Raw genomic sequence first — 24287 nt, 5'->3', positions numbered from 1 at the left:
AGCTAATCGTAAGTTCAGGGGCTTTCTCTGTGAGATGCCCCTGAAATCCAACCTTTTCCGACCCATTGGAGCCACTATGCTGGAGTCTTATAAACCCCCGACAGATCCTTGGTTATATGTGCTGTATCAGGATGAGCACATTATGGTTGTTAATAAACCCAGTGGATTACTTTCTGTGCCGGGTAAAGCAGAAGAGCACAAGGACAGTATCATGACGCGGATACAAGCTGAATTTCCCACAGCCGAATCAGTCCATCGATTGGATATGGCTACCAGCGGTATCATGGTCGTTGCTCTGACTAAAGCAGCCGAGCGTGAGTTGAAACGCCAGTTCCGTGAACGTGAACCGAAAAAAGTCTATATCGCGCGGGTATGGGGAAAAATGGAGCAGGAAAAAGGATTGGTGGATTTACCCTTGATCTGCGACTGGCCGAATCGCCCGAAACAAAAAGTCTGTTTTGAAACGGGCAAGTCAGCACAAACTGAGTATCAGGTGCTGGAATATGAAGCTCAGGCAACGCGTGTCCGGCTGGCACCAATCACAGGACGCTCTCATCAGCTGCGGGTACATATGCTGGCACTTGGTAATCCCATTCTGGGAGATAGGTTCTATGCTCATACACAGGCAAGAGAACTGGCACCTCGCCTGCAATTACATGCCCAAGAGCTATTCATTACTCATCCGGCGCATGGTATGCCAATACATTTTGAGTGCAAAGCCGAGTTTTGATAAATGCTTTTTTCTGATTTGTTCGTATAAATTTTGCTTGGATAAATTTTGTTTAGACAAGAGCTACTTAAAGCCCTTCTCTTTTTTAATCAAATCGTAAGCCGACTGGATGGACTGTGCCTTCTGTTTCGCAAGTTCCATCATTTCTGGTGGCAAGCCTTTTGCCACCAGTTTATCGGGATGATGCTCACTCATCAGTTTTCGATAAGCTCGCTTAATGGTTGTCGCATCATCCTGTTTATTGACACCCAATACCTTACAAGCATCTTCCAATGTCGCGCGCTGCTGCCGATGACCTTGATAATGCCCATGTTGCTGGAATTGCCCACCAAAATCATGCCCATCAAAATGACGTCCCCCTTCCATCATGGCAAGGAATTGTTCAAATTGGATATGGGAAATACCTAACTCTTCGGCGATGACAAACAGAACTGTTCTTTCATTGGGATGCAGTTCGCCATCAGCAAATGCAGCTTGTAGCTGAATTTCCAGAAACATTCGAATAAGGTCAAAACGACCGAAGCAAGCACGGCGTAATTGTCTTAATGTTTCACGTAAAGGAAATTGAGGCTGTTTGCCTTCACGAAATGCCTGCTGTGCGGAAAACCGTGCCTCACCATGCAGCCGCATTCTGTTCATCAGTTGGGTGGCGAGCTGGATATCCGTTTCTGTTACCCGACCTTTTGCTTTGGTCAAATGCCCCAATACTTGAAACGTACTGCGGAAAAACAGTGCCTGTCGGGTTGGACTTTTAGTGGTCTCCCCCAATTTTTTCGCTCTGACTTTGTCGAGTATATGACCAAGCAATAAGCCGATCACAATCCCCCAAAAACCAGCACCAGACGCAATCCCAAATATCAATCCGAATAATTTTCCCCAATACTGCATATAGTCTTCAATTCCCCAATGCCCTGAACGCAATTTTGCATTATCATACTATTCATTAAGCTCTGTGCCTAACAGCAAGATTAGCAAAGTTAAACTTTACTCTGGCGCATATATCTCAACTACGTTAGTCTCTGAGCGTTTGCCGGCACGATGCCACTGATGACGGAACCGCATAAACATCTATGAATAAATGTTATCCTACGCTGCTGGCCACAATGGTATGGGCAGCTCTTTATAGTCAGCAAGCTCATGCTGACCTTGTAGCACAATGTATGCTGGGTGTACCTGTCTACGATAAGCCGATTATCACAGGCGATCCTAATAAAATGCCGATTAACATTAAATCCAATGATACTCACGGTGAGTATCCCAATGTGGTTGAGTTCATTGGCAATGTTGATATCCAACAGGGAAATAAAACGCTGACAGCCGATAAAGTCCGGCTCGAACAAACACAGGATAAAGAACCTGTTCGCACTGTTACCGCCATAGGGAATGTCCATTATGATGATCCTCAGATCATTTTGAAGGGGCCACGCGCTTGGGCTAATCTGAATAATAAAGATACTGACGTGGAACAAGGCAATTACCAGATGGTTGGTCGTCAAGGGCGTGGCAACGCAGACAAAATGATGCTGCGTGATGAAAACCGCTATACCATTCTGAATAATGGAGTATTCACTTCCTGTTTGCCCGGCAATGATAGCTGGAGTGTCGTTGGTTCTGAGGTAATCCTTGACCGTGAAGAGCAATTGGCTGAAATCTGGAATGCCCGTTTCCGCATTGCCAATGTGCCTGTGTTTTACAGCCCATACTTGCAGTTGCCGATTGGAGACAAACGCCGTTCTGGGTTTTTGATCCCCAATGCCAGTTTTTCCAATAAAGACGGCTTCCAGTTCCTGCTTCCATATTACTGGAACATTGCGCCCAATTATGATGCCACGATTACCCCGCATCTCATCACTATGCGCGGTTTGAAACTGGATAATGAATTTCGTTACTTAACCAAAGCGGGCGCAGGGACTGTTGCGCTGGATTGGATGGGTAATGATCGTCTGTATGAAGAGGATAAAAGGCTCAATATCAGGCCTGAGCGGGATAGCAGCAATCGCTGGTTGTTCTATTGGAATCATAGTGGTGTCCTGAATCAGGTTTGGCGTTTCAGTGCTGATTATACCAAAGTCAGTGATCCGAACTATTTCGGTGACTTCAGCTCACAATACGGTTCCAGTACCGATGGCTACGCTACCCAGAAATTCAGCGTGGGCTATGCCCGGCAAAACTGGAATGCCACACTGACAACCAAACAATTCCAGCTTTTTACCATCGATGATAGAAGAAGAGCCTACCGATCCGAGCCTCAGTTAGATCTCAATTATTATAAAAATGATTTGGGACCATTTGATTTTCATACCTATTCCCAAGTAGCGAGATTTACCAGTGTTGGTAATCAGTGGCCAAATGCAACGCGCTTGCATCTGGAACCTGCCATTAACTTACCTCTTTCTAATGGCTGGGCGAGCATCAATAATGAATTTAAATTGATGGCAACTCATTACCAACAGGATATTTCTGATTCAGTTAAAAAGAATTCACAAACTGCTTCATTGGAAAATTCGGTAAACCGTGTTCTGCCAGTGTTTAAATCAGATGCGAAGATGGTGTTTGAACGCGCCATGTATTTTAATCAAGATTACACTCAAACACTGGAGCCACGCGTTCAATATCTCTATGTGCCTTATAAGAATCAGAATAACATTAACAACTTTGATTCTTCTCTGCTGCAAGCGGACTATAACGGATTATTCCGTGACCGCTTTTACAGTGGTTTAGACCGCGTTTCATCTGCTAATCAATTTACTACGGGTATGACCACCCGCGTTTATGATGAAAATTTAGTTGAACGTTTTAGCCTGTCCGTAGGTCAAATCTACTACTTTGAACGCCCGCGTACCGAAGATACTGCGTCTATTTCAGGTGGTAAAGATATCATCGGCAATAAAAAGGGAACGGGGGCCACAACATGGGCTGGAGATGCACACTGGAGAATCGATGATTCCTGGGGCCTCAAAGGCGGGCTGCAATATGATAATCGTCTGGGCAGTTTAACTATGGGTAATGCCATAGTGGAATACCGCCGTGATGCTGATCGTATGTTGCAGTTGAACTATCGTTTTGTTGACCGCGATTATATTCAAGCCACGCTGAAGCAAGGCATCCCCGCTTATCAGCAGGGTATTTCTCAGGTTGGTATGGTGGCAAGCTGGCCATTGTCAGATCGTTGGGCATTTGTCGGGGCTTACTACTACGATACCAAAGAGAAACAGCCTGCAAACCAGATGGTAGGTCTGCAATACAACACTTGCTGCTGGGCGGTTAATGTGGGTTATGAACGCAAGATCGTTAACTGGCGCTTCGGCAGCAGCCAATATGACAACAAATGGTCATTCAATGTTGAACTTCGTGGCTTAAGTAACAATCATAGTTTGGGGAGTCAGAAAATGTTGCAGCAAGGTATTCTTCCTTACCAACGCGCATTCTGATACCGATAAACGCAATGTAAACAAAATAACCCCGCTCAGGCGGGATTGATATGATGGGAAATGTATGAAGAACTGGAGATCGCTCATTCTCGGATTGATGTTTTCAGTAAACTCTGTCGCAATGGCCGCTCCACAAGAGCTCAATAAGGTGGCTGCTATTGTTAACAATGATGTCGTACTGGAAAGTGACGTCAATAACCTTTTACAATCCGTAAAACTCAATGCGAAACATGCAGGCCAGCAAATACCGGATGAGAAAGCCTTGCGTCACCAGATCCTTGAGCGCCTGATTATGGATGATATCATTCTGCAAATGGCAAATCGGATGCAGATTACTATCCCTGATCAAGCCTTAGACTCTGCGCTCACAAATATTGCAGCCCAAAACCACTTGAGCCTTGCCCAGTTGAAACAAAGTCTGAGCACAGATGGTATTAGCTTTGATACCTACCGTAATCAGATCCGCAAGGAAATGATTATTGCAGAAGTACGCAACAATGAAGTACGCAGCCGTATCAATATCCTGCCACAGGAAATTGATTCGCTGGCGAACCAAATCGGCAGCCAAAATAGTCAGGATACTGAGTTAAATATCAGCCATATCCTGATACCTCTACCGGAAAACCCAAGTCAGGAACAGGTAGAAAAAGCGGAGACCAAAGTCAAAAAAATCTTGTCTGAACTCAATAATGGCGTGGATTTCGGCAAATTGGCACTTACCTATTCCGGCGATACCCAAGCCTTGAAAGGCGGAAATATGGGTTGGAGCAAACTGCAAGAATTGCCATCCTTGTTTGCAGCACAGCTCCAATCTGCACATAAGGGACAAATTATTGGCCCAATTCGTTCCGGCGTGGGTTTTCACATTCTGAAAGTGAATGATATCCGTGGTGACCAGATGCCAATCGCAGTCACTGAAGTAGATGCCCGCCATATTCTGCTGAAAATATCACCGATCATGAATGATGAACAGGCACGTAACAAATTGATGCAACTCAGAGAAGAGATCTTAAGCGGCAAAATCTCATTTGAAAAAGCCGCAAAAGAGTATTCTCAAGATCCGGGTTCAGCCATGCGTGGTGGAGAGCTGGGGTGGAACTTGCCGAGTGCTTACGATCCTGCTTTCCGTGATACGTTGATGCAGTTGCAAAAAGGTGAAATCAGCCAGCCTGTTCACTCCTCTTTCGGTTGGCATTTAATTCAACTGCTTAATAGCCGTAAGGTCGACAGAACAGATGTAGCACATAAAGATCGTGCTTACCGTCTGCTGTTAAACCGTAAATTCAATGAAGAGGCACAAAGCTGGATGCAAGAATTACGCGCCTCCGCTTATGTGAAAATTTTAGATGGTAGCGATGCTCAACAATAAACCCATCATTATTACCCCCGGCGAACCAGCCGGGGTTGGTCCTGACTTAGTCATTGCTCTTGCCCAAAAAGAGTGGCCCATCCAATTGGTTGTTTGTGCCGATCCAGAGCTGATGCTCTCCCGAGCCAGGCAACTAAATTTACCTCTGCAACTGCAAACTTATTCTCCTGAACACATTTCTTCATCACAAGCCGCAGGAACCCTGACCATCCTGCCTGTTCATCTTCAATCCCCTACTATTGCAGGGGAGTTAAACCAAGAAAACGGTACTTATGTCACGGAAACCTTAGCAAAAGCCTGCGATGGTTGTCTGAATGGCGAGTTTTCAGCATTGGTGACAGGGCCTGTACATAAGGGCGTCATTAATGATGCGGGAGTGCCTTTTACCGGACATACTGAGTTTTTTGCTGACCACAGCCAATGTTCAAGAGTAGTCATGATGTTGGCGACAGAAGAACTACGGGTAGCATTGGCAACAACACATCTGCCGATTCTGGATGTCCCTAAAGCGATCACGTTTGATTCCCTAAGGGAAGTTGTCACCATTCTCAATCATGATCTAAAAACCAAATTTGGTATCCCCCGCCCCCACATCTATGTTTGTGGCCTGAATCCTCATGCTGGTGAAGGAGGGCATATGGGGCATGAAGAAATAAATGTTATCATTCCGGCCTTAGACAGTCTGAGAGCAGAAGGCATATGGCTGGAAGGCCCATTGCCTGCGGATACCCTGTTCCAGCCCAAATATTTGGATAATGCTGATGCAGTGCTTTCTATGTATCACGATCAAGGGCTACCCGTGTTAAAATACCAAGGTTTTGGCAGGGCAGTGAATATTACGCTGGGTCTGCCATTTATCCGAACTTCTGTCGATCATGGCACAGCACTGGAGCTGGCAGGGACAGGTCAAGCTGATGTGGGTAGTTTTATCACCGCATTAAATCTAGCAATTAAAATGATACAAAACAGTAATGAATAACAAAGTCCATCAAGGGCATCATGCCCGTAAACGTTTCGGGCAAAACTTTTTAACCGATCAGTTTACCATTGAGAGTATTGTCGATGCGATAAACCCACAGGCAGGCCAAGCCGTAGTGGAAATCGGTCCGGGTCTGGGAGCGCTGACTGAGCCAGTTGGTGAACGCATGGATAAAATGACTGTCGTCGAGCTTGACCGTGATCTGGCGGCTCGTCTGCATGTCCATCCCAAATTGAAAGATAAGCTGACAATCATTCAACAAGATGCAATGACTGTTGATTTTAGTCAGATTGCCAAAGAGCGCGGTCAATCCCTGCGTGTATTTGGCAATTTGCCTTATAACATTTCTACACCGTTGATGTTCCATCTCTTCAGCTATACTGATGCTATCGCTGATATGAGCTTTATGTTACAGAAAGAAGTCGTGAATCGTCTTGTCGCAGGGCCTGGCAGTAAAACTTACGGGCGTTTAAGTGTAATGGCACAATACTACTGTCAGGTAATTCCTGTTCTTGAAGTACCACCTACGGCATTTACACCAGCGCCGAAAGTGGACTCTGCCGTTGTACGTTTGATCCCACATAAATGCATCCCTTATCCGGTTCAGGATATTCGCATGTTAACCCGGATCACAACTCAGGCATTTAACCAACGGAGAAAAACTATCCGCAATAGCCTTGGGAATACTTTCTCCGCTGAACAGTTATCTGAACTAGGCGTTGACCCAAGCACGCGGGCTGAAAACATCTCTGTCGAGCAATACTGTAAAATGGCAAACTGGTTATCATCTCAACCTGCAACTGCCTAAGTAAATAAACAGACATTACAGTAACAGGAGGCACTTATGCTCAATGAACCAAGAATTCATATTCAAGTACAAAGTACTTACGTAGAAAGTCAATCACAGCCGGAACAACAACGTTTTGTGTTTGCTTATACAGTATTAATTCGTAATCTTGGGCATTCTCCCGTGCAACTGATTAGCCGTTACTGGCGCATTACCAACAGTGATGGTCACCGAATCGAAATTCAGGGTGAAGGGGTTGTGGGAAAACAACCTTTGATCCCACCGGGAGCAGAATACCGCTATAGCAGTGGCACTATTTTGGAAACTCCTTTGGGTACTATGGAAGGCTACTATGAAATGATTGATCACAACGGTCGTCCGTTTCAAGCTCCCATTCCTGTGTTCCGTCTGGCTATTCCAACACTGATAAATTAATTATGGCTACCTATCTTATTGGCGATATTCACGGTTGTTATCGTGAATTTCGCGCTTTATTAGAACAAGTTGATTTTAATCCCAATAAAGACACCTTATGGCTGACAGGTGATCTCGTCGCCCGTGGTCCTGATTCATTGGCAGTACTGCGTTATATCAAACAACTCGGTTCCGCAGTTAAATTGGTATTGGGCAATCACGATCTGCATCTGTTGGCGGTTTACGCGAAAATCAGCCGCAATAAACCGAAAGATTTGCTGGATGAATTACTCACGGCACCGGATATTGATGAATTAATAAATTGGTTAAGAAAACAGCCAATGTTGCAAATTGATGACGAATTAAAACTCATCATGACACATGCCGGGCTTACCCCGCAGTGGGATTTAGAAACAGCCAAAATATGTACCCGTGAAGTGGAAGCCATTCTTCGTAGTGACAGCTATCCCTTGTTTCTCAATGCAATGTATGGGGATATGCCAAATAATTGGACTCCAGAGTTAAGCGGTCTTGCTCGGTTGCGTTACAGTACCAATGCCTTGACCCGGATGCGTTATTGTTTTCCAAATGGTCAATTGGATATGATCTGCAAATCCAAACCTGAAAATGCCCCTGCTCCATTGAAACCTTGGTTCGAATTACCACGCAGTATTCCTGAAGATTATTCCATTGCCTTTGGTCACTGGGCCGCACTGGAAGGTCAAGGTGTACCTGCTGGCATCTACGCTCTGGATACGGGGTGTTGTTGGGGAGGTAAATTAACCATGCTTCGTTGGGAAGATAAGCAATATTTCAGCCAGGATTCATTGCTCACTAAATTATAAATCCAGCGGATTATAATCCTGACCTGTGACCTCGGAAGGAACTGTGACGCCGGAGTGCCTTAAGGCACTCCGCACGTAAAATTAGCTCACTCTCGACGTTCTAGAATTTCAAAACAATAGCTATGTGAATTGTTTTCATCTGCATCGTGATATTCAGTAAAAACTGAATTCCACTCATCAGGTTCATAATCAGGAAAATGTGTGTCGCCAATCACTTCTGCATCAATATGGGTCAGATACATACGGTTGACCAAAGGAATAAACTGCTCATAAATTTTTCCTCCGCCCATCACCATAACTTCTTCGGTATCACCAGCGGCTGCCAAAGCAGCTTCGATAGAGTTTACCCACGTGACCCGATCATCACTTGCAGGTTGACTACTGATCACGATATTCAAGCGCCCCGGCAAAGGGCGGCCAATCGACTCATAAGTCACTCGCCCCATCACAACCGGCTTTCCGAGTGTCTTGTGTTTGAACCAGGCTAAATCACCCGGCAAAGTCCATGGCATGGCGTTCTCCATACCAATAACTCGATCCATAGCCATCGCAGCAATCAAGCTGATAATCATTAAATCACCTTACAGCCAAGTAGTATGAAAATTTCGGACACTATACGGAAAGGGTTACTTTCAGTCGATAAGATTAGTAGTTTATTCCATACAAATAGTTAATTTGCACACTAATTGTTAAACAATCCATTGTTTTACAAAATATTAATTAACAAATGGACACAAAAATAACACCCTTATTCAATTTCACAGAATATCTATCTGAAAAGCGAGTAATCTGACAGGAGTTCAAGACTGCTCTTTGCTCTTATTTCTGAATTCACTCTCTTTCTGCTATGAGCTGCCATGAGTTAAAACAGTGGCAAAATTCAATGAAGACGGTAACAGCGTTCCACTTATAAATCCGGAGGATTAACAATCAACTTCCCGGCAACGCCACTATCAGCCATCTCCAATATCTGGCTGTAATACATAAAAGGAAAATTCTCATAAGACGGCTGCATCATATTAACCAGCAATTCTGCCCGGCTATCAATCCAAACAGTATCTTTCCAGCCATAATCCTGTGGCTCTGGACGTTTGCCATTCAGATTGATGACCTTAAATCTTACCCCTTCAATATGCAAAGGCTGAGGTATTGACGTTGTGACTATCCAACGCTCCCATGCTCCTTGCTGGCTCGTGATATTGATTCGATGCTTATTCGTTAGTGAACTATTGCTCTCTGGTGAATAATCTCCCAAGTCAATCTGACGACTTCGAATGGAGGAGTTAATATATGGATTATCAGCTACAAGCTGAGTCAGTAATTGATCTGTCACCAAAGGAAGCAGCCCGCTGGCTTTCAGTGTTAATACCGTGGTTGACAAGAGTTTAGTTGAATATTCCAACAAACCTTTCAAACGATCCATTACACCTGCCGATTCCCCCGCAGTAATGGTAACACTTTCCCCTTTCGACATATCAATCAGGACCTCACGACGCTCTCCCGGAGCAAGTGACAATAACTGTACCGCTACGGGAGCAGGCAGCAATCCTTGATCAGTACCAATCATGTAGAACGGGCGTCCATCGCTGAGTTGCAATTCATATCGCCGAGCATTAGAAGCATTCAGCAAACGCAGCCTGACCCAACCTCTGGCAACTTCCACAAAAGGATTTTCGACACCATTAACAACCAAGATATCACCAAGAAAGCCTTGATTATCCGTTGGGTTGTATTGTGGAACACCAAAATTATCAAACCGCTTATCTTGCAAAATAACAGGAAAATCATCGACACCATAATGTTTGGGCAACGGCAGGCTACGGCTGCTTTCGTCTTCCACCAGCCACATACCCGCAAGACCGGCATAAACATGCCGTGCCATGCGATTTGGGGTATTGGCATGATACCAACAGGTAGTTGCAGGCTGGTTTATCTGGATAACCGGCGACCAACTTTCCTTCGGTTTTATCAAACGGGACGAACCCCCTATCAAGGTTCCGGGTACCAATAATCCCCCTACTGTCATTGAAATCGGTTCAGATAGCCGATTGCTATATATTAGTTTGACATAATCCCCTCGGCGAACCCGAATGGTTGGCCCTAAATAATGTCCGTTAATGCCCCAAATGTTAGCATTCTTACGACCATTAAACGCCCAGTTGGCTTTTTGTATAGTTAAAAACAGTGGTTGTCCTATTCGGGATTCCAGTAAGGGAGGGATCGGCAATTGTGTTTGTTGATTTTTCTTGACTCTAATCACAAAAGGAAGCGCACCTAAACACATTGCCACACCTGAAGCCTGAATAAATTGGCGCCGACTCAGTGACATACTTTCTCCACAGAAGAAATGGTCTCTACAACAGAAATAATTTGCACAACGAGAATAGCAATCTCCAGCCTTTTTCTTCCAAGCTGCGGCTTGAAACTCTTAGGCGTACAATTCAAATAATTACTGGGATGAATACCCCGATATTGTGGCTATCAGGAGTTATTATTCTATCGATTGCGTTTAATAAAAACGTTAATTTATTAAACGCAATCATATCGCGAATAGGAGAGAAATTCTAAAACTATCTTAAATTTGTGGCGATAATCCGACCAAAATGCAGGAGATCATATTTGATAATTCCGGACAGTTTACTGTCATTAAATTATCCCCGCTTATTAAGCTCCTCGACTTCTTTATCCAGTTCTTCAATTTTAGTTTGCATCATTTGTCGACAGTGTTCTGCCAGTTCACGAACCTGTTCTTTGGTATATTTCTTGGTATCAATCGGAGGCAACATTTCAACAATAACAGCGCCATTATTCCAACGATTGAGCTTTATTTTATTGTGTGTGGAAGAAACACAGACTGGCACGATAGGTACCCCTGCTGCAATGGCTGCATGAAAGGCGCCTGTTTTAAAGGGCAGCAAACCACGGCCACGACTGCGTGTTCCTTCTGGAAACATCCAGACTGAAACCTGATTTTTTTTGATCTGATCGACAACCTGCGAAATTGTGCCATGTGCTTTTGTTCGGTTGTTCCTGTCGATCAGAATATTACCTGTCAACCAATAAATCTGACCAAAAAAGGGAATAAAGACCAGGCTTTTTTTACCTACGGTGACTGTACGTGGCTGCACCGCATTCGACATAGTAATCATGTCGTAATTGTTTTGGTGATTACCGATATAAATGCTAGGCCCATATTCCTGAGCTTCCGCTGGAATACGTTCCAGCAACTTAATGCCAAACACTTTATGCAACTTGCCAAACGCATGACCAAAAGTCATGACATGACGTGGATTACGCGGACTGAATAAACAGTAGATACAACCAAAAATACAGATCAGTATCGTAAACAGAATAACAATTATTCCACGAATGATTGCCAGCATAGCTGCCCCTTACTAAGCAGGCCAGTGTATTACACTGGCCTGAGATTATGATTGATACCTTCCATCCTGCAATTTGCAGCTTAATTGGTTGTGCCACAAATTGAAATCTGTTGGGTATATATAGCTAATATAAAATAATAACGATAATTATATTAGAAAATAACTATATGAAATATATACCATTATTATATAACATTACTGTTTGGGCATCTCCACTTCAACGCGATCAACACGCTGCAAACCACGAGGTAAAGAAGTTCCCTTGCGCCCTCTTTCAGCCCTGAATTTCTGTAAATCCTCAGGGCGAAGCAATAATTTGCGCTTGCCAAAGTAAAGCGTGATTGAAGATTGTGAAGGCAATACCAACAACCAACTCAACATATCTTCGCCTGATACGGCCTGTGCGGCAGGAATGGAAACAATCTTATTACCTTTTCCTTTCGAAAGCTGTGGCAGATCAGCTACTGGGAACATCAACATACGACCGGCTTTGGTAATCGCCAGTAACATATCATCCTGTTCGTTGCTAATCTCCAGTGGCTGCATTACTTTGGCATTTTCAGGCAAAGTAATCATTGCCTTGCCTGCACGGTTTTTTGCAATCAAGTCATTGAAAGTACAGATAAAACCATATCCTGCATCTGATGCCATCAAGAATTTCTGCTCTTCTTTCGCCATCAGAAGGTGCTCAACCGATGCCCCGGCAGGCAATGCGAGTTTACCCGTCAAAGGTTCTCCCTGCCCTCTGGCTGATGGTAAATCCAACGAATCAATGGAGTAGCTGCGTCCAGTGGTATCAATAAAGACCACAGGCTGGTTGCTCTTGCCACGTGCCGCACTGCGGAAACTGTCACCAGATTTGTAATTCAAACCCGCCGGATCAATCTCATGCCCTTTCGCACTACGTACCCAGCCCATTTCTGACATGATGACTGTAATCGGCTCAGATGGCAGGATGTCATGATCACTCATGGCTTTCGCTTCTGTGCGCTCTTTCAATGGAGAGCGGCGGTCATCACCGTAGCTTGCGGCATCGGCAATAATCTCTTTTTTCAGTAACGTACTTAACTTACGCTCAGAACCCAAGATCGCCTGAAGTTTGTCACGTTCTTTCGCCAACTCACCCTGCTCGCCACGGATTTTGACTTCTTCCAGTTTCGCCAAGTGACGCAATTTCAGTTCAAGAATGGCTTCTGCCTGCGTTTCGGTTAATCCAAAACGCTGTATCAATACTGGCTTCGGCTCATCTTCATTGCGAATAATATGGATGACTTCATCAATGTTCAGATATGCCGCCAGCAAACCTTCCAGAATATGCAGCCGTTTCAGGACTTTTTCCAAACGATAATTCAAGCGATTACGCACCGTTTCGCGACGGAAAATCAACCATTCACTGAGGATCTCAACCAAGCCTTTAACCGAAGGACGGTTATCCAAACCAATCATGTTGAGGTTAACGCGATAGCTCTTTTCCAGATCAGTGGTTGCAAACAAATGGTTCATAACTTGTTCGATATCCACGCGATTAGTACGTGGAACAATGACCAAGCGAGTTGGATTTTCGTGATCAGATTCGTCACGCAGATCATCCACCATCGGCAATTTCTTTGCCCGCATTTGGCTGGCGATTTGCTCCAGTATCTTCGCGCCGGATACTTGATGGGGCAGAGCCGTAATAACGACGTTACCTTCTTCTTTCGACCAAATTGCCCGCATCCGCACCGAACCACGACCATTTTTGTAGATCTTGCGGATATCTTCTTTTGACGTGATGATCTCAGCTTCTGTTGGATAGTCCGGCCCTTTGACGTATTCCATTGCTTCATCAAGCGATAGATCAGGCTTATCCAACATGGCAATCAGGGCATTTGCTACTTCACGGGCATTGTGTGGCGGGATATCAGTTGCCATACCAACGGCAATACCGGTAGTACCATTTAACAAGATATTGGGAAGGCGTGCAGGCAGCATTTTAGGCTCCTGCAATGTGCCATCAAAGTTTGGCACCCAATTTACAGTTCCTTGTCCCAATTCACTCAACAACAATTCGGCGTATTTGGATAAACGAGATTCGGTATAACGCATCGCCGCAAAGGATTTGGGATCATCCGGTGCTCCCCAGTTTCCTTGTCCATCCACCAACGGATAACGGTATGAGAAAGGCTGTGCCATCAAAACCATGGCTTCATAACAGGCCCCATCTCCATGCGGATGGTATTTACCGAGAACGTCACCGACAGTACGGGCAGATTTTTTAAATTTGGCGCTACTGCTCAGCCCCAATTCTGACATCGCATAGACAATACGACGCTGAACTGGCTTTAAGCCATCACCGATAAAAGGCAACGCCCTGTCCATGATGACGTACATGGAGTAATTCAAATAGGCGTTTTCAGTGAACGTGTGCAGCGGCTGACGCTCCACACCATCGTGAGTTATCTCACTCATGTATTAATTTCCTCAGAATCTGTATTGACTACCGTGCGCGATATTTCTCTTTATTTATGCACTAATCCTTTATGCACCAATCACTTATGCACTCACTTATGCACTAAAGTTATGCGCTAAACTTCAATATCGATGGAATCACCCTTCTCTTGCAGCCAATTACGGCGATCTTCTGAACGTTTCTTCGCCAAAAGCATATCCATGACTGAGAGGGTTTCTTGATAATTTTCATCATCGATAGTCAATTGCACCAGACGGCGAGTGTTGGGGTCTAATGTGGTTTCGCGCAGCTGAATTGGGTTCATTTCACCCAATCCTTTAAAGCGCTGAACGTTCGGTTTACCCCTCTTGCGGCTCAAACGATCCAGTATGGCGCTTTTTTCCCCTTCATCCAGCGCATAATGCACTTCTTTGCCGAGGTCGATACGATACAGCGGTGGCATTGCCATGTAGACATGCCCGCGTTTCACCAATGTCGGGAAGTGACGGACAAACAAGGCGCACAGCAATGTTGCAATATGCAACCCATCGGAGTCCGCATCCGCCAGTATGCAGATTTTACCGTAGCGAAGCTGGCTCAGATCGTCGCTATCCGGATCGATGCCAATCGCCACAGAGATATCATGGACTTCCTGCGAAGCCAGTACTTCATCTGAAGAGACTTCCCATGTGTTCAGGATTTTTCCGCGCAGTGGCATAATCGCCTGAAATTCACGATCACGGGCTTGCTTCGCAGAACCACCCGCAGAATCCCCTTCCACCAAAAACAGTTCAGTAATATTGAGATCTTGCGCAGTACAGTCTGCCAATTTACCCGGCAAGGCTGGGCCATTAGTCAGCTTTTTGCGTACGACTTTCTTCGCCGCACGCATTCTACGCTGCGCACTGGCAATCGCCATTTCTGCGAGTTGCTCCGCATCTTGAATGTGCTGGTTTAACCACAGGCTGAATGCATCTTTCACCACACCGGAAACGAAAGCCGCAGACTGGCGAGAAGAGAGGCGTTCTTTGGTTTGGCCGGCAAATTGCGGATCTTGCATTTTGAGGGACAGCACATAAGCACAGCGATCCCAGATATCATCGGCGGAGAGTTTTACTCCACGCGGCAATATGTTGCGGAATTCACAGAATTCACGCATGGCATCCAGCAAGCCTTGACGCAAGCCGTTAACATGAGTTCCTCCCTGTACTGTCGGGATCAGGTTAACGTAACTTTCAGCCAATAATTCTCCACCTTCAGGCAGCCATAACAATGCCCAATCAACTGCTTCAGTATCCCCGCTGAATGTGCCGACAAATGGTGCTTTTGGCAGAGTTACCAACCCATTGACGGCTTCCAGCAGATAATCAGTCAGCCCGTCGGCATAACACCATTTCTGCTCGGTATTGTTCAGTTTGTCCTTAAAGACAATTTCAACTCCCGGACACAGTACTGCTTTAGCTTTCAGCAAATGGGTCAAACGAGTGATAGAGAAACGGGGAGCATCGAAATAGCTTTCATCCGGCCAGAAGTGGACACTTGTTCCGGTGTTGCGTTTACCGCAGCTGCCGATAACTTCCAATTCCTGCACTTTTTCGCCATTCTCAAAGGCGATCTGGTGAACCTGACTGTTACGACGAACAGTCACTTCCACACGCTTGGACAGGGCGTTAACCACCGAGATCCCAACCCCATGCAAGCCACCAGAAAATTGGTAATTTTTATTGGAGAATTTTCCTCCCGCATGTAGGCGGGTCAGAATCAATTCAACAGCAGAAACTTTTTCTTCAGGATGGATATCAACCGGCATACCACGGCCATCATCTATCACTTCCAGAGACTGATCGCTGTGAAGGATTACTTCAATATGCTTCGCGTGACCAGCCAGAGCTTCGTCTACACTGTTATCGATCACTTCCTGTGCCAGATGGTTCGGGCGGGCTGTATCAGTATACATTCCGGGACGACGACGAACTGGCTCCAGGCCACTGAGGACTTCAATGGCCTCTGCGTTGTAACTAGATTGAGTCATGTTGTAATTCTGTCGGTTGCTTCGTTAATAGAGGGCCAATCAGTATTGATATACTGTTGATAATACCAGTCGCTTACTTATTTTTGGCAATTTTTTTACTATTGCCACTGGTTAGCCCCAAGAAGTCGATAATTTGAGGGAAATAGTATTCGAAGCCAATAAAAGCATGATTCCCACCGGATTCAACCGTCTGCCGGCACTGCATCAGGTAAGCAACGGCTTGTCGGTAATCGAGCACTTCATCCCCTGTTTGCTGCAATAGCCAGATAAGATCAGGCGATTCCAGCGGTTCAATGTGCATTACTTTGAGATCATATATGTGGCTTTGTTCGAGAGTATACCGCTCTTCGGTATAGGGATTCACGTTTTCCCCAAGATAATTCTGAAGCAAGTCGAATGGACGTACCGCAGGATTGACGACCACGGCGGGTAAACCAAAGCACTGGGAAAGCCAGATAGCCAGATAGCCACCTAAAGAAGAACCCACCAGACCGATATTTTCACCGGCGCGTTCCATTACCAGTTCTTCCAATAAGATGGCCGCATCTTCAGGATAAGGAGGTAATTGCGGCACCAGCATGTCAATTTCAGGATGCTGCTGGTGCAGCCAAGTTTTCAGCTCATTCGCTTTCGCTGATTGAGGTGAGCTATTGAAACCATGTAAATAAAGTAACGTCGACATTAATACCCGTCCGAATCTAAATCCGGGCAAAATTCGTTACTCTTCAGCCTGTGAACCTGTGTTTGCAGTTTCGCTTCTTTATTACCTGTCACAGAATTGCCAATCACAGACAGTTCGAGATAACGCCATCCCGGGGCCACTGTATCAAGCATAAAATTAGTACAATGTGGCTTAAATTGCACACAGGTTGATGGTGTTGCCATAACACGAATGCCGTTCCACATTTCATCAACTTCTTGATGAATGTGCCCACACAGTATGGCTTTCACCTGCGTTCTGTCTTTCAAACATTCTGATAATTCGGAAGAATTACGCAAACTGTGCTGATCCAGCCATGTGCATCCAGATGGCACAGGATGGTGATGAAGCATAACAATCGTATGGCGCTCGCTGTGCTCATCCAAACATTTTTTCATCCATTCAAGCTGATAATCCGTCAATTCTCCATGAGGAACGCCCTGTACCTGACTGTCCAGCATAATTACCTGCCAATGCTGCCCAATGAATATCTGCTTGGAAGGTGAGATCCCTGCGGCTGCCAACGTATCAACCATTGCTGGCTGATAATCGTGGTTGCCCGGCAACCAAACACAAGGTGCAGATAAACGGGCAATTCCCTCCGCAAAATGCTGATAGGCATTGATGGTCTGATCCTGTACCAAATCACCTGTCGCAACGATCAAATCAATATCGAGATTTTGCTTCAGGATCATGTCCAATACAGCCTGATAACTGCAATAGGTATTGATTCCCAGCAGTGAATCGCCTTTATTGGCAAAAAGGTGTGTATCGGTGATTTGCAGTATTCTGGCTGTGGCGCCTTCTGCCACAGGTACTTCAAGCAGGCTTTCCAAAAGGTTTCCTTTTCCTGTCGATCATGAGAATTATTTTAGCGTATATTTATGCAAAAGATCTGCTGACTGGGGCACACTTCCCGTTTTCCAACGCAAATTAGGAATGATATCCCAACCACGCTTTCTTAATTTTTTCATGGTGCAATGCCAGCCATTGTATTGCAATAACCGAAGCCGCATTATCGATAATACCTTCTTCCACCCACTGATAGGCTTGTTCGCGGCTGACAACCAGAACACGAATATCTTCATGTTCACCTTCCAGACCATGAACCCCTGACGCAGTAGAGGAATCGATTTCACCGACAAAAATATTCATGCGTTCTGTTGTGCCACCGGGGCTGGAAAGATAACTCAATGCAAACTGACAACGCTTAACCTCAATACCCGCCTCTTCCACTGCCTCGCGACGGACGACCTGTTCAGCATCTTCTCCCTCTTCGATCATGCCGGCAATCACTTCCAGCAACCACGGCGTATGACTGGTTTCAATCGCCGGAATGCGGATTTGTTCAATCAAAACAACTTCATCACGTACTGGATCATAAGGCAGCAAAACACCGGCATGACCGCGTTCAAATACCTCACGTTTAATAGTTTCACTCCAGCCTCCCCGAAATAGGCGATGCCTGAATTGATATTCAGTCATTTTGAAAAAACCGCGATAAAGCGTTTTTTGGGAAATAACTTCAACATCTTGTTTAGTAAAAGTATATGGCGAGGCAAGATCTTTACTCATAAAATCTCCTGATTATTTTTTAAAATTTCCTATTATTAAAATGTATTTTTCTACATTGATCTAAATAAATTCCTTTTGATAATACAAACAAGCCGAAAAATGAGGCAATATGGCACAAACAGCCACCCTACCCTGCTGGCATTCTCTGCTAGAATCTGTGGTATTGGTTTTTATGCAGAGGCAACTTAAGTAAAATAGCTGCACAACAAGGAACGCAAATGAAAAAATTGCTCTCTCTTTTTATCGCTATGAATCTGGTAGGTTTTAGTACTTCAAGCCACGCAGCGGATCTGCTACAGATTTATCAGCAGGCGAAAGAAACAAACCCCGAATTGCTTAAGGCACAAGCTGACCGCAATTCGGTTGTTGAAAATATTAATGTAACGCGCAGTAGTTTACTGCCTCAGTTGGGTCTGAGTGCTAACGCCAATTATGGCAAAGGCTTTCGTGACAGCAGAAATTCAGAATCTCATGGCACAGGTGCAAGCCTAAGCTTGTCCCAGACTATCTTTGATATGGCGAAATGGAACCAACTGAACCAATCTGAGAAAAGTGCAGGTATTGCAGATATTAGTTTTCAGGCAGCCCAACAAAAATTAATTCTGGACACCGCTCAAGCTTATTTTGATGTTCTGAATACAATCGATACCCTAACATTTACCGAAGCCCAGAAAGCCTCACTGTATCGCCAATTGGATCAAACGACCCAACGCTTTAATGTTGGCTTGGTTGCCGTTACCGACGTGCAGAATGCCCGCGCTCAATACGATTCAATTCTGGCACAGGAAGTTTCCAACCGTAACAATCTGGACAATGCGTTGGAGAAACTGCGCCTGATTACGGGTATTTACTATCCTCAATTGGCCTCATTGAATATTGACCAATTTAAAACTAATCAACCGGAGTCCGCTGATAAGGTACTGAAAGAGGCAGAAAACCGTAATCTGAGCCTGTTGTCAGCTCGCTTAAGGCAAGATTTAAGCCGTGAACAAATTAAAAATGCCCAAACTGGCTATATGCCAACTGTGAAGTTAACCGCCAGCACAGGAATAACGAATAGCCATAGCCGCGGCAATCAGCAAGAAGATAGATACGACGGAAATAATAGAGTTGAGTTATCCTTAAACTTACCTCTGTTTAATGGCGGTGCCACCTATTCTCAGGTAGAACAGGCAAAATATAATTTCGTCAGCACCAGTCAGGAATTAGAAAACACCTATCGCAAAGTGATACAGGAAGTGCATTCCTCCTCCAATAATATTTCTGCTGCCATCAGTAGTGTTGATGCCAACAAACAGGCTGTACTCTCTGCACAAGGTTCATTAGACTCAATGGAAGCGGGTTATCAAGTGGGAACTCGTACTATCGTGGATGTACTGGACGCGACAACAAAGCTGTATCAAGCCAAACAAAATCTGTCCAAGGCACGTTACGATTATCTGCTTTCCCAATTACAGATCCAGCAAGCCCGTGGCATTTTAAATGAAAATGATTTGATAGCATTGAACAAGCTGTTGGGCGTGCAAATCTCAACCGCTGCCAGCAGCATTATTAAAGAGATGAAAACGCCATCAATTCGTTGATTTAACGTACTATCGTTCTTGATCGAAAAACGTTATATTAAAAACGCTATACTAATAAAGAAAGCAGCCCACCGATTGTGTGGGCTGTTTTTTAAGCATAGCCCTTTATGCATAGCCTTTTATACATAGCCCTGAGAGCCAATCCCATTGGGCACCATAAATGGGATACGCTCTTAATCTTAATCAGATACCTTCAAGATGGATGCTCCCTATGACAATTATTTCTTTAACGCCCAGGAAACGGACAAAAGAGATAAACCGCGATTCTTTCCGCAAAACATGGCGAAGCTATCGCCTGGCACCAGTAGCGCTCGCTGTCAGTGCTGTTTTCATGCTATCAGCTTGTGAACAGAACGATGAAACGGTGTCACTCTATACCAATGCCGATGAGTGTTCTCAGGCGAATCCTTCTAAAAGTGAACAATGCAAGACTGCCTACAACAACGCCCTGAAAGAAGCGGAAAAAACCGCACCGAAATATGCTTCTCGCGCAGAATGTGTTGCTGAATTCGGTGAACAACAATGTACTCAAGCCCCTGCTCAGGCCGGAGTTGGTCAACCTCAGGCTCAGGCTGAAAACAGCAGCGGCAGTTTCTGGATGCCGTTGATGGCGGGTTATATGATGGGACGCTTAATGGGCGGCAGCTCTGCACCATCACAACCGCTGTTCACATCAAAATCGGCCTCCAGCCCAGCTAATGGCAAGTTTGTTGATGCGACAGGTAAAAGCTATGGCTCTGCCACCGCTGGTGGCCGCAGCATGACAGTGCCAAAAACGGCAATGACACCAAAACCCGCAACCACAACCACGATTACCCGTGGCGGGTTCGGTGAGTCGGTGGCGAAGCAATCAGCCATGCAGCGTTCGTCTGCCAGCTCAAGTTCCAATTCTTCCCGTTCGATGGGTGGTTAATTAACGATGAAACGCATTGGTATTACCGAGCGCCCGGATTGGCGCGAAAAGGCAGCAGAGTACGGTTTTAATTTTCATACTATGTACGACCAGCCTTACTGGAGTGAAGAGGCTTATTACCAGTTCACTCTGAACCAGATTGAAGAAATTGAAGATGCAACGACAGAACTGCACCAAATGTGTTTGCAGGTCGTGGAAAAAGTGGTCGACAGCGAAGAGCTGCTGACAAAGTTCCAGATCCCAAAACATTGTTGGGAGTTTGTTCGCTCTTCATGGGTAACCAGCCAGCCTTCACTCTATTCCCGCTTGGATTTGGCCTATGATGGCAAAAATCCGCCTAAGTTGCTGGAAAACAACGCCGATACCCCAACCTCACTGTATGAATCTGCTTTCTTTCAGTGGATTTGGCTGGAAGATCAGATCAATGCAGGTAACCTGCCGTCAAATGCAGATCAGTTCAACAGCCTGCAAGAAAAGTTGATTGAGCGGTTTATTCAGTTACGTGAAAAACATGGATTTGGCCTGCTGCACATGGCCTGCTGTCAGGATACTGAAGAAGATCGTGGCACAATTCAATACTTGCAGGATTGTGCCGCAGAAGCCGGTGTTCCAACAGAATTCCTGTTTATGGAGGATATCGGGCTGGGTGAGAAAGGTCAGTTTACCGACTTGCAGGATCAAGTGATCAGCAATCTGTTTAAACTGTATCCATGGGAATTTATGCTGCGTGAGATGTTCTCCACCAAGCTGGCTGATGCCGGTGTCCGTTGGCTGGAGCCATCATGGAAAAGCATTATCTCCAACAAAGCGCTGTTGCCGATGCTGTGGAAAATGTTCCCAAATCATCCTAACCTGCTGCCGGCTTATTTTGCGGATGAACGTCCTTCAGACATGAATAGCTATGTCATTAAGCCGCTGTTTTCCCGTGAAGGGGCTAATATTCGCATTATTGAAAATGGTCGTGAAATCGCTAATGCCGATGGCCCTTATGGGGAAGAAGGCATGATTGTTCAGCAGTTCGATGCGTTGCCGAAATTTGACGATAGCTATGCGCTGGTCGGTAGCTGGTTGGTAGATGATCAGTCTGCGGGTATCTGTATCCGTGAAGATCGTGAGTTGATTACTCAGGATTTGTCACGTTTCTACCCGCATATTATTTTGGATTGATTCAATTAGCCAATCTGAATAGATAACATACTCAAGGAGCCGTCTTCAATCCCCTCAATGGGCATTGAAATCGGCTCTTCTTTATCCCATGTTCCCATCACATACAGCAACGGCAGGAAGTGTTCTGGCGTTGGATTAGACAATAGACCGTCTTCTCTGTCCAAAGCGTTAAGCAGAGGATGAGGTTCTTCCAGACTCGTTAAACTTTCACGCACAAATTGCTCAAAAGAGAGTGCCCAAGGAAAAGGTTCAGCACCCCATTCTTGGGCAGGCAGGTTATGCACGACGTTTCCACTACCCATAATTAAAACGCCTTCATCCCGCAGTAAAGCTAATTTTTTACCTATTTCATAATAAAAAGAAGCAGGTTGATTGCGATCCATGCTCAATTGAACAACGGGAATATCTGCGTCAGGATACATTTTTGCCAGTATTCCCCAAGATCCATGATCCAATCCCCATTTTTCAAAATCAGTCTCGACCTCTATCGGCTCAAGAATATCCTGTACTAATACAGCCAGTTCAGGAAAACCTTTAGCTGGATATTGTTTTTCATGCAACTCTCGGGGAAAGTTACCAAAATCGTGAATAGTTCTGGGCTGTGCCATCGCTGTCACAGCAGTGCCATTCATATACCAATGCGCGGAAATCACAAGAATCGCCCTTGGTCTGGGTAATTTTTCCCCTAATTCAAACCAAGCACGTGAGTAATAGTTATCTTCAATGGCATTCATTGGACTACCATGGCCAATGAATAGAGCAGGCATTCTCAGGAGACTCATTTTCGCCCCTTATACAGCAAAGTAAACATTTCGAATAATGTATTGTTGGACTATGATAAAAAAATTATGACAAGATTAAGACCCTTCTTCCTTGAATAGCATCAATCAAAAATTATGACGTGTTTCAGAAATACTGAAAGGCCACAGGGTGTGGGCTGTAGCCTCTCAAAGTACATGCGTATGCCTCCCCATCTTTCAAGCTACTGTACTGCTATATTGCTATACGTTAATACTGCTATACGTTAATACTGCTACACGGCAGTACTGTGCTGCAGCACAGCAACTCAAAATCTGTTGAGTATAACCGATATATTCTATTCTGATCTGTTTTCTACCCTAATTTAAAAAACATACTATTTAGGGATTATTTCAATAAAAAACATAATAAAAATTAATGATAGCACCTATTAGCTAGCTTTCTTTGCTATTTTTAAGCGGTAATTCACTAAATCTTCAATAGTGACTATCGGCATATCATGCTGTTTTGCGAATTCAATTACTTCAGGAGCTCGGGCCATTGAACCATCGTCATTCGTCAATTCACACAACACTCCCGCTGGCTTGAAACCCGCCATTTTAACTAAATCAATGGTCGCTTCGGTATGACCACGACGAGCTAAAACCCCTCCCGGTTGCGCACGCAAGGGAAAAACATGTCCTGGACGATTCAAATCGTTTGGTTGTGCATTATCTGTAATAGCGGCCTGGATCGTCGTGATGCGATCTACCGCAGACACGCCCGTTGTCACTCCGTGTGCGGCTTCAATCGTAACAGTGAATGCGGTTTGGTACTGGCTGGAATTGCTTTCCACCATCATTGGCAGTTCTAGCTGTTGGCGGCGTTCTTCGGTCAGGCAAAGGCAAACAATTCCACTGCCATGGCGGATCGTCAATGCCATTTGCTCTACAGTCATCGTTTCAGCGGCGAAAATCATGTCGCCTTCATTTTCACGATTTTCGTCATCTAGTACCATCACGCCCTGACCCGCACGCAAAGCAGCAAGCGCACGTTCAACACGTTCAAATGGTGTCCCATATGAAGAAAGTAGCGTCTGATTCATGGTAAAAAAGCCTCTTTAAATTTATGGATTACCAGAATCAGGGCAATTTTGAGGAGTTTGTGTTGCACAAAAATACGGCAACAAAAACAACAGGCGAGCGCAAGCACT

At 45.0% G+C, this 24287-nt stretch carries 21 protein-coding genes; 10 read left to right on the top strand and 11 right to left on the bottom strand.

Translation table 11 applies throughout. From position 1 onward, the window contains the following. The first annotated feature begins 76 nt into the window (after positions 1-76). Positions 77-730, top strand: a complete 654-nt coding sequence (gene rluA / locus PSI23_RS12215) for a bifunctional tRNA pseudouridine(32) synthase/23S rRNA pseudouridine(746) synthase RluA (RefSeq protein ID WP_273555354.1) — start codon at positions 77-79, stop codon at positions 728-730. A 63-nt stretch (positions 731-793) separates the two neighbouring features. On the opposite strand, the gene djlA is transcribed toward rluA, so the two are convergent. Continuing rightward, positions 794-1618, bottom strand: coding sequence for a co-chaperone DjlA (gene djlA, locus PSI23_RS12210; protein WP_273555366.1), 825 nt, complete (start codon positions 1616-1618; stop codon positions 794-796). Positions 1619-1800: 182 nt separating this feature from the next. Between djlA and lptD the strand changes: the two genes are divergently transcribed. The 6 genes from lptD (at position 1801) to apaH (ending at position 8555) form a co-directional block, all read left to right on the top strand. Then, the gene (lptD, locus tag PSI23_RS12205; RefSeq protein WP_273555353.1) at positions 1801-4161 is read left to right on the top strand and encodes an LPS assembly protein LptD; all 2361 of its coding nucleotides are present in this window, start codon (positions 1801-1803) and stop codon (positions 4159-4161) included. Between the two features lie 64 nt (positions 4162-4225). Then, positions 4226-5530, top strand: a complete 1305-nt coding sequence (gene surA / locus PSI23_RS12200) for a peptidylprolyl isomerase SurA (protein ID WP_273555352.1) — start codon at positions 4226-4228, stop codon at positions 5528-5530. Continuing rightward, positions 5517-6509, top strand: a complete 993-nt coding sequence (gene pdxA, locus PSI23_RS12195) for a 4-hydroxythreonine-4-phosphate dehydrogenase PdxA (RefSeq protein WP_273555351.1) — start codon at positions 5517-5519, stop codon at positions 6507-6509. The genes surA and pdxA overlap by 14 nt, the downstream gene beginning before the upstream one ends. Next, positions 6502-7317, top strand: a complete 816-nt coding sequence (gene rsmA / locus PSI23_RS12190) for a 16S rRNA (adenine(1518)-N(6)/adenine(1519)-N(6))-dimethyltransferase RsmA (protein WP_273555350.1) — start codon at positions 6502-6504, stop codon at positions 7315-7317. Before pdxA ends, rsmA begins: the two co-directional genes overlap by 8 nt. A 36-nt stretch (positions 7318-7353) precedes the next feature. Further along, positions 7354-7731: a Co2+/Mg2+ efflux facilitator ApaG/CorD gene (apaG, locus tag PSI23_RS12185; protein WP_273555349.1), complete on the top strand. Its 378-nt coding sequence runs from the start codon at positions 7354-7356 to the stop codon at positions 7729-7731. A gap of 2 nt (positions 7732-7733) precedes the next feature. Further along, positions 7734-8555 carry a bis(5'-nucleosyl)-tetraphosphatase (symmetrical) ApaH gene (apaH, locus tag PSI23_RS12180; RefSeq protein WP_273555348.1) on the top strand — a complete coding sequence of 274 codons (822 nt, stop codon included), beginning with the start codon at positions 7734-7736 and terminating at the stop codon, positions 8553-8555. 86 nt (positions 8556-8641) lie between these two features. On the opposite strand, the gene folA is transcribed toward apaH, so the two are convergent. From folA to nudF, 8 genes are all read right to left on the bottom strand, one after another. Continuing rightward, the gene (gene folA, locus PSI23_RS12175) at positions 8642-9127 is read right to left on the bottom strand and encodes a type 3 dihydrofolate reductase (protein ID WP_273555347.1); all 486 of its coding nucleotides are present in this window, start codon (positions 9125-9127) and stop codon (positions 8642-8644) included. 335 nt (positions 9128-9462) lie between these two features. Further along, positions 9463-10884 (bottom strand): cell division protein FtsP, encoded by a 1422-nt coding sequence (ftsP, locus tag PSI23_RS12170; RefSeq protein WP_273555346.1) that lies wholly within the window; start codon positions 10882-10884, stop codon positions 9463-9465. 322 nt (positions 10885-11206) lie between these two features. Then, on the bottom strand, positions 11207-11938 hold the full coding sequence (locus tag PSI23_RS12165) for a 1-acylglycerol-3-phosphate O-acyltransferase (RefSeq protein ID WP_273555345.1): 732 nt from the start codon (positions 11936-11938) through the stop codon (positions 11207-11209). A gap of 195 nt (positions 11939-12133) precedes the next feature. Beyond that, positions 12134-14386, bottom strand: a complete 2253-nt coding sequence (parC, locus tag PSI23_RS12160; protein ID WP_273555344.1) for a DNA topoisomerase IV subunit A — start codon at positions 14384-14386, stop codon at positions 12134-12136. Positions 14387-14502: 116 nt separating this feature from the next. Next, positions 14503-16398, bottom strand: coding sequence for a DNA topoisomerase IV subunit B (parE, locus tag PSI23_RS12155; RefSeq protein ID WP_273555343.1), 1896 nt, complete (start codon positions 16396-16398; stop codon positions 14503-14505). Positions 16399-16471: 73 nt separating this feature from the next. Beyond that, a complete protein-coding gene (gene yqiA, locus PSI23_RS12150) occupies positions 16472-17080 on the bottom strand; it encodes an esterase YqiA (protein WP_273555342.1) in 609 nt (202 codons plus the stop codon). Next, positions 17080-17934 carry a 3',5'-cyclic-AMP phosphodiesterase gene (gene cpdA, locus PSI23_RS12145; protein ID WP_273555341.1) on the bottom strand — a complete coding sequence of 285 codons (855 nt, stop codon included), beginning with the start codon at positions 17932-17934 and terminating at the stop codon, positions 17080-17082. Before cpdA ends, yqiA begins: the two co-directional genes overlap by 1 nt. Positions 17935-18031: 97 nt before the next feature. Continuing rightward, complete coding sequence (nudF, locus tag PSI23_RS12140) at positions 18032-18673, bottom strand: ADP-ribose diphosphatase (RefSeq protein WP_273555340.1); 642 nt, start codon at positions 18671-18673, stop codon at positions 18032-18034. Positions 18674-18891: 218 nt separating this feature from the next. Here nudF and tolC point away from each other — a divergent pair, with 218 nt between their 5' ends. The 3 genes from tolC (at position 18892) to PSI23_RS12125 (ending at position 22336) form a co-directional block, all read left to right on the top strand. Beyond that, the gene (gene tolC / locus PSI23_RS12135; protein WP_273555339.1) at positions 18892-20256 is read left to right on the top strand and encodes an outer membrane channel protein TolC; all 1365 of its coding nucleotides are present in this window, start codon (positions 18892-18894) and stop codon (positions 20254-20256) included. Between the two features lie 211 nt (positions 20257-20467). Continuing rightward, positions 20468-21169, top strand: coding sequence for a DUF1190 family protein (locus tag PSI23_RS12130; protein ID WP_273555338.1), 702 nt, complete (start codon positions 20468-20470; stop codon positions 21167-21169). Positions 21170-21175: 6 nt separating this feature from the next. Next, entirely contained in the window at positions 21176-22336 is a 1161-nt protein-coding gene (locus PSI23_RS12125) for a glutathionylspermidine synthase family protein (protein WP_273555337.1), read from the top strand. Positions 22337-22341: 5 nt separating this feature from the next. On the opposite strand, the gene ygiD is transcribed toward PSI23_RS12125, so the two are convergent. Both ygiD and ribB read right to left on the bottom strand, forming a co-directional pair. After that, on the bottom strand, positions 22342-23118 hold the full coding sequence (gene ygiD / locus PSI23_RS12120) for a 4,5-DOPA-extradiol-dioxygenase (protein WP_273555336.1): 777 nt from the start codon (positions 23116-23118) through the stop codon (positions 22342-22344). A 407-nt stretch (positions 23119-23525) separates the two neighbouring features. Beyond that, positions 23526-24179, bottom strand: coding sequence for a 3,4-dihydroxy-2-butanone-4-phosphate synthase (gene ribB, locus PSI23_RS12115; RefSeq protein WP_273555335.1), 654 nt, complete (start codon positions 24177-24179; stop codon positions 23526-23528). Between the last annotated feature and the right edge of the window lie 108 nt (positions 24180-24287).

The organism is Xenorhabdus yunnanensis (assembly GCF_028598805.1).
GTDB lineage: Bacteria > Pseudomonadota > Gammaproteobacteria > Enterobacterales > Enterobacteriaceae > Xenorhabdus > Xenorhabdus yunnanensis.
This window is presented reverse-complemented; position numbering and strand designations above follow the sequence as displayed.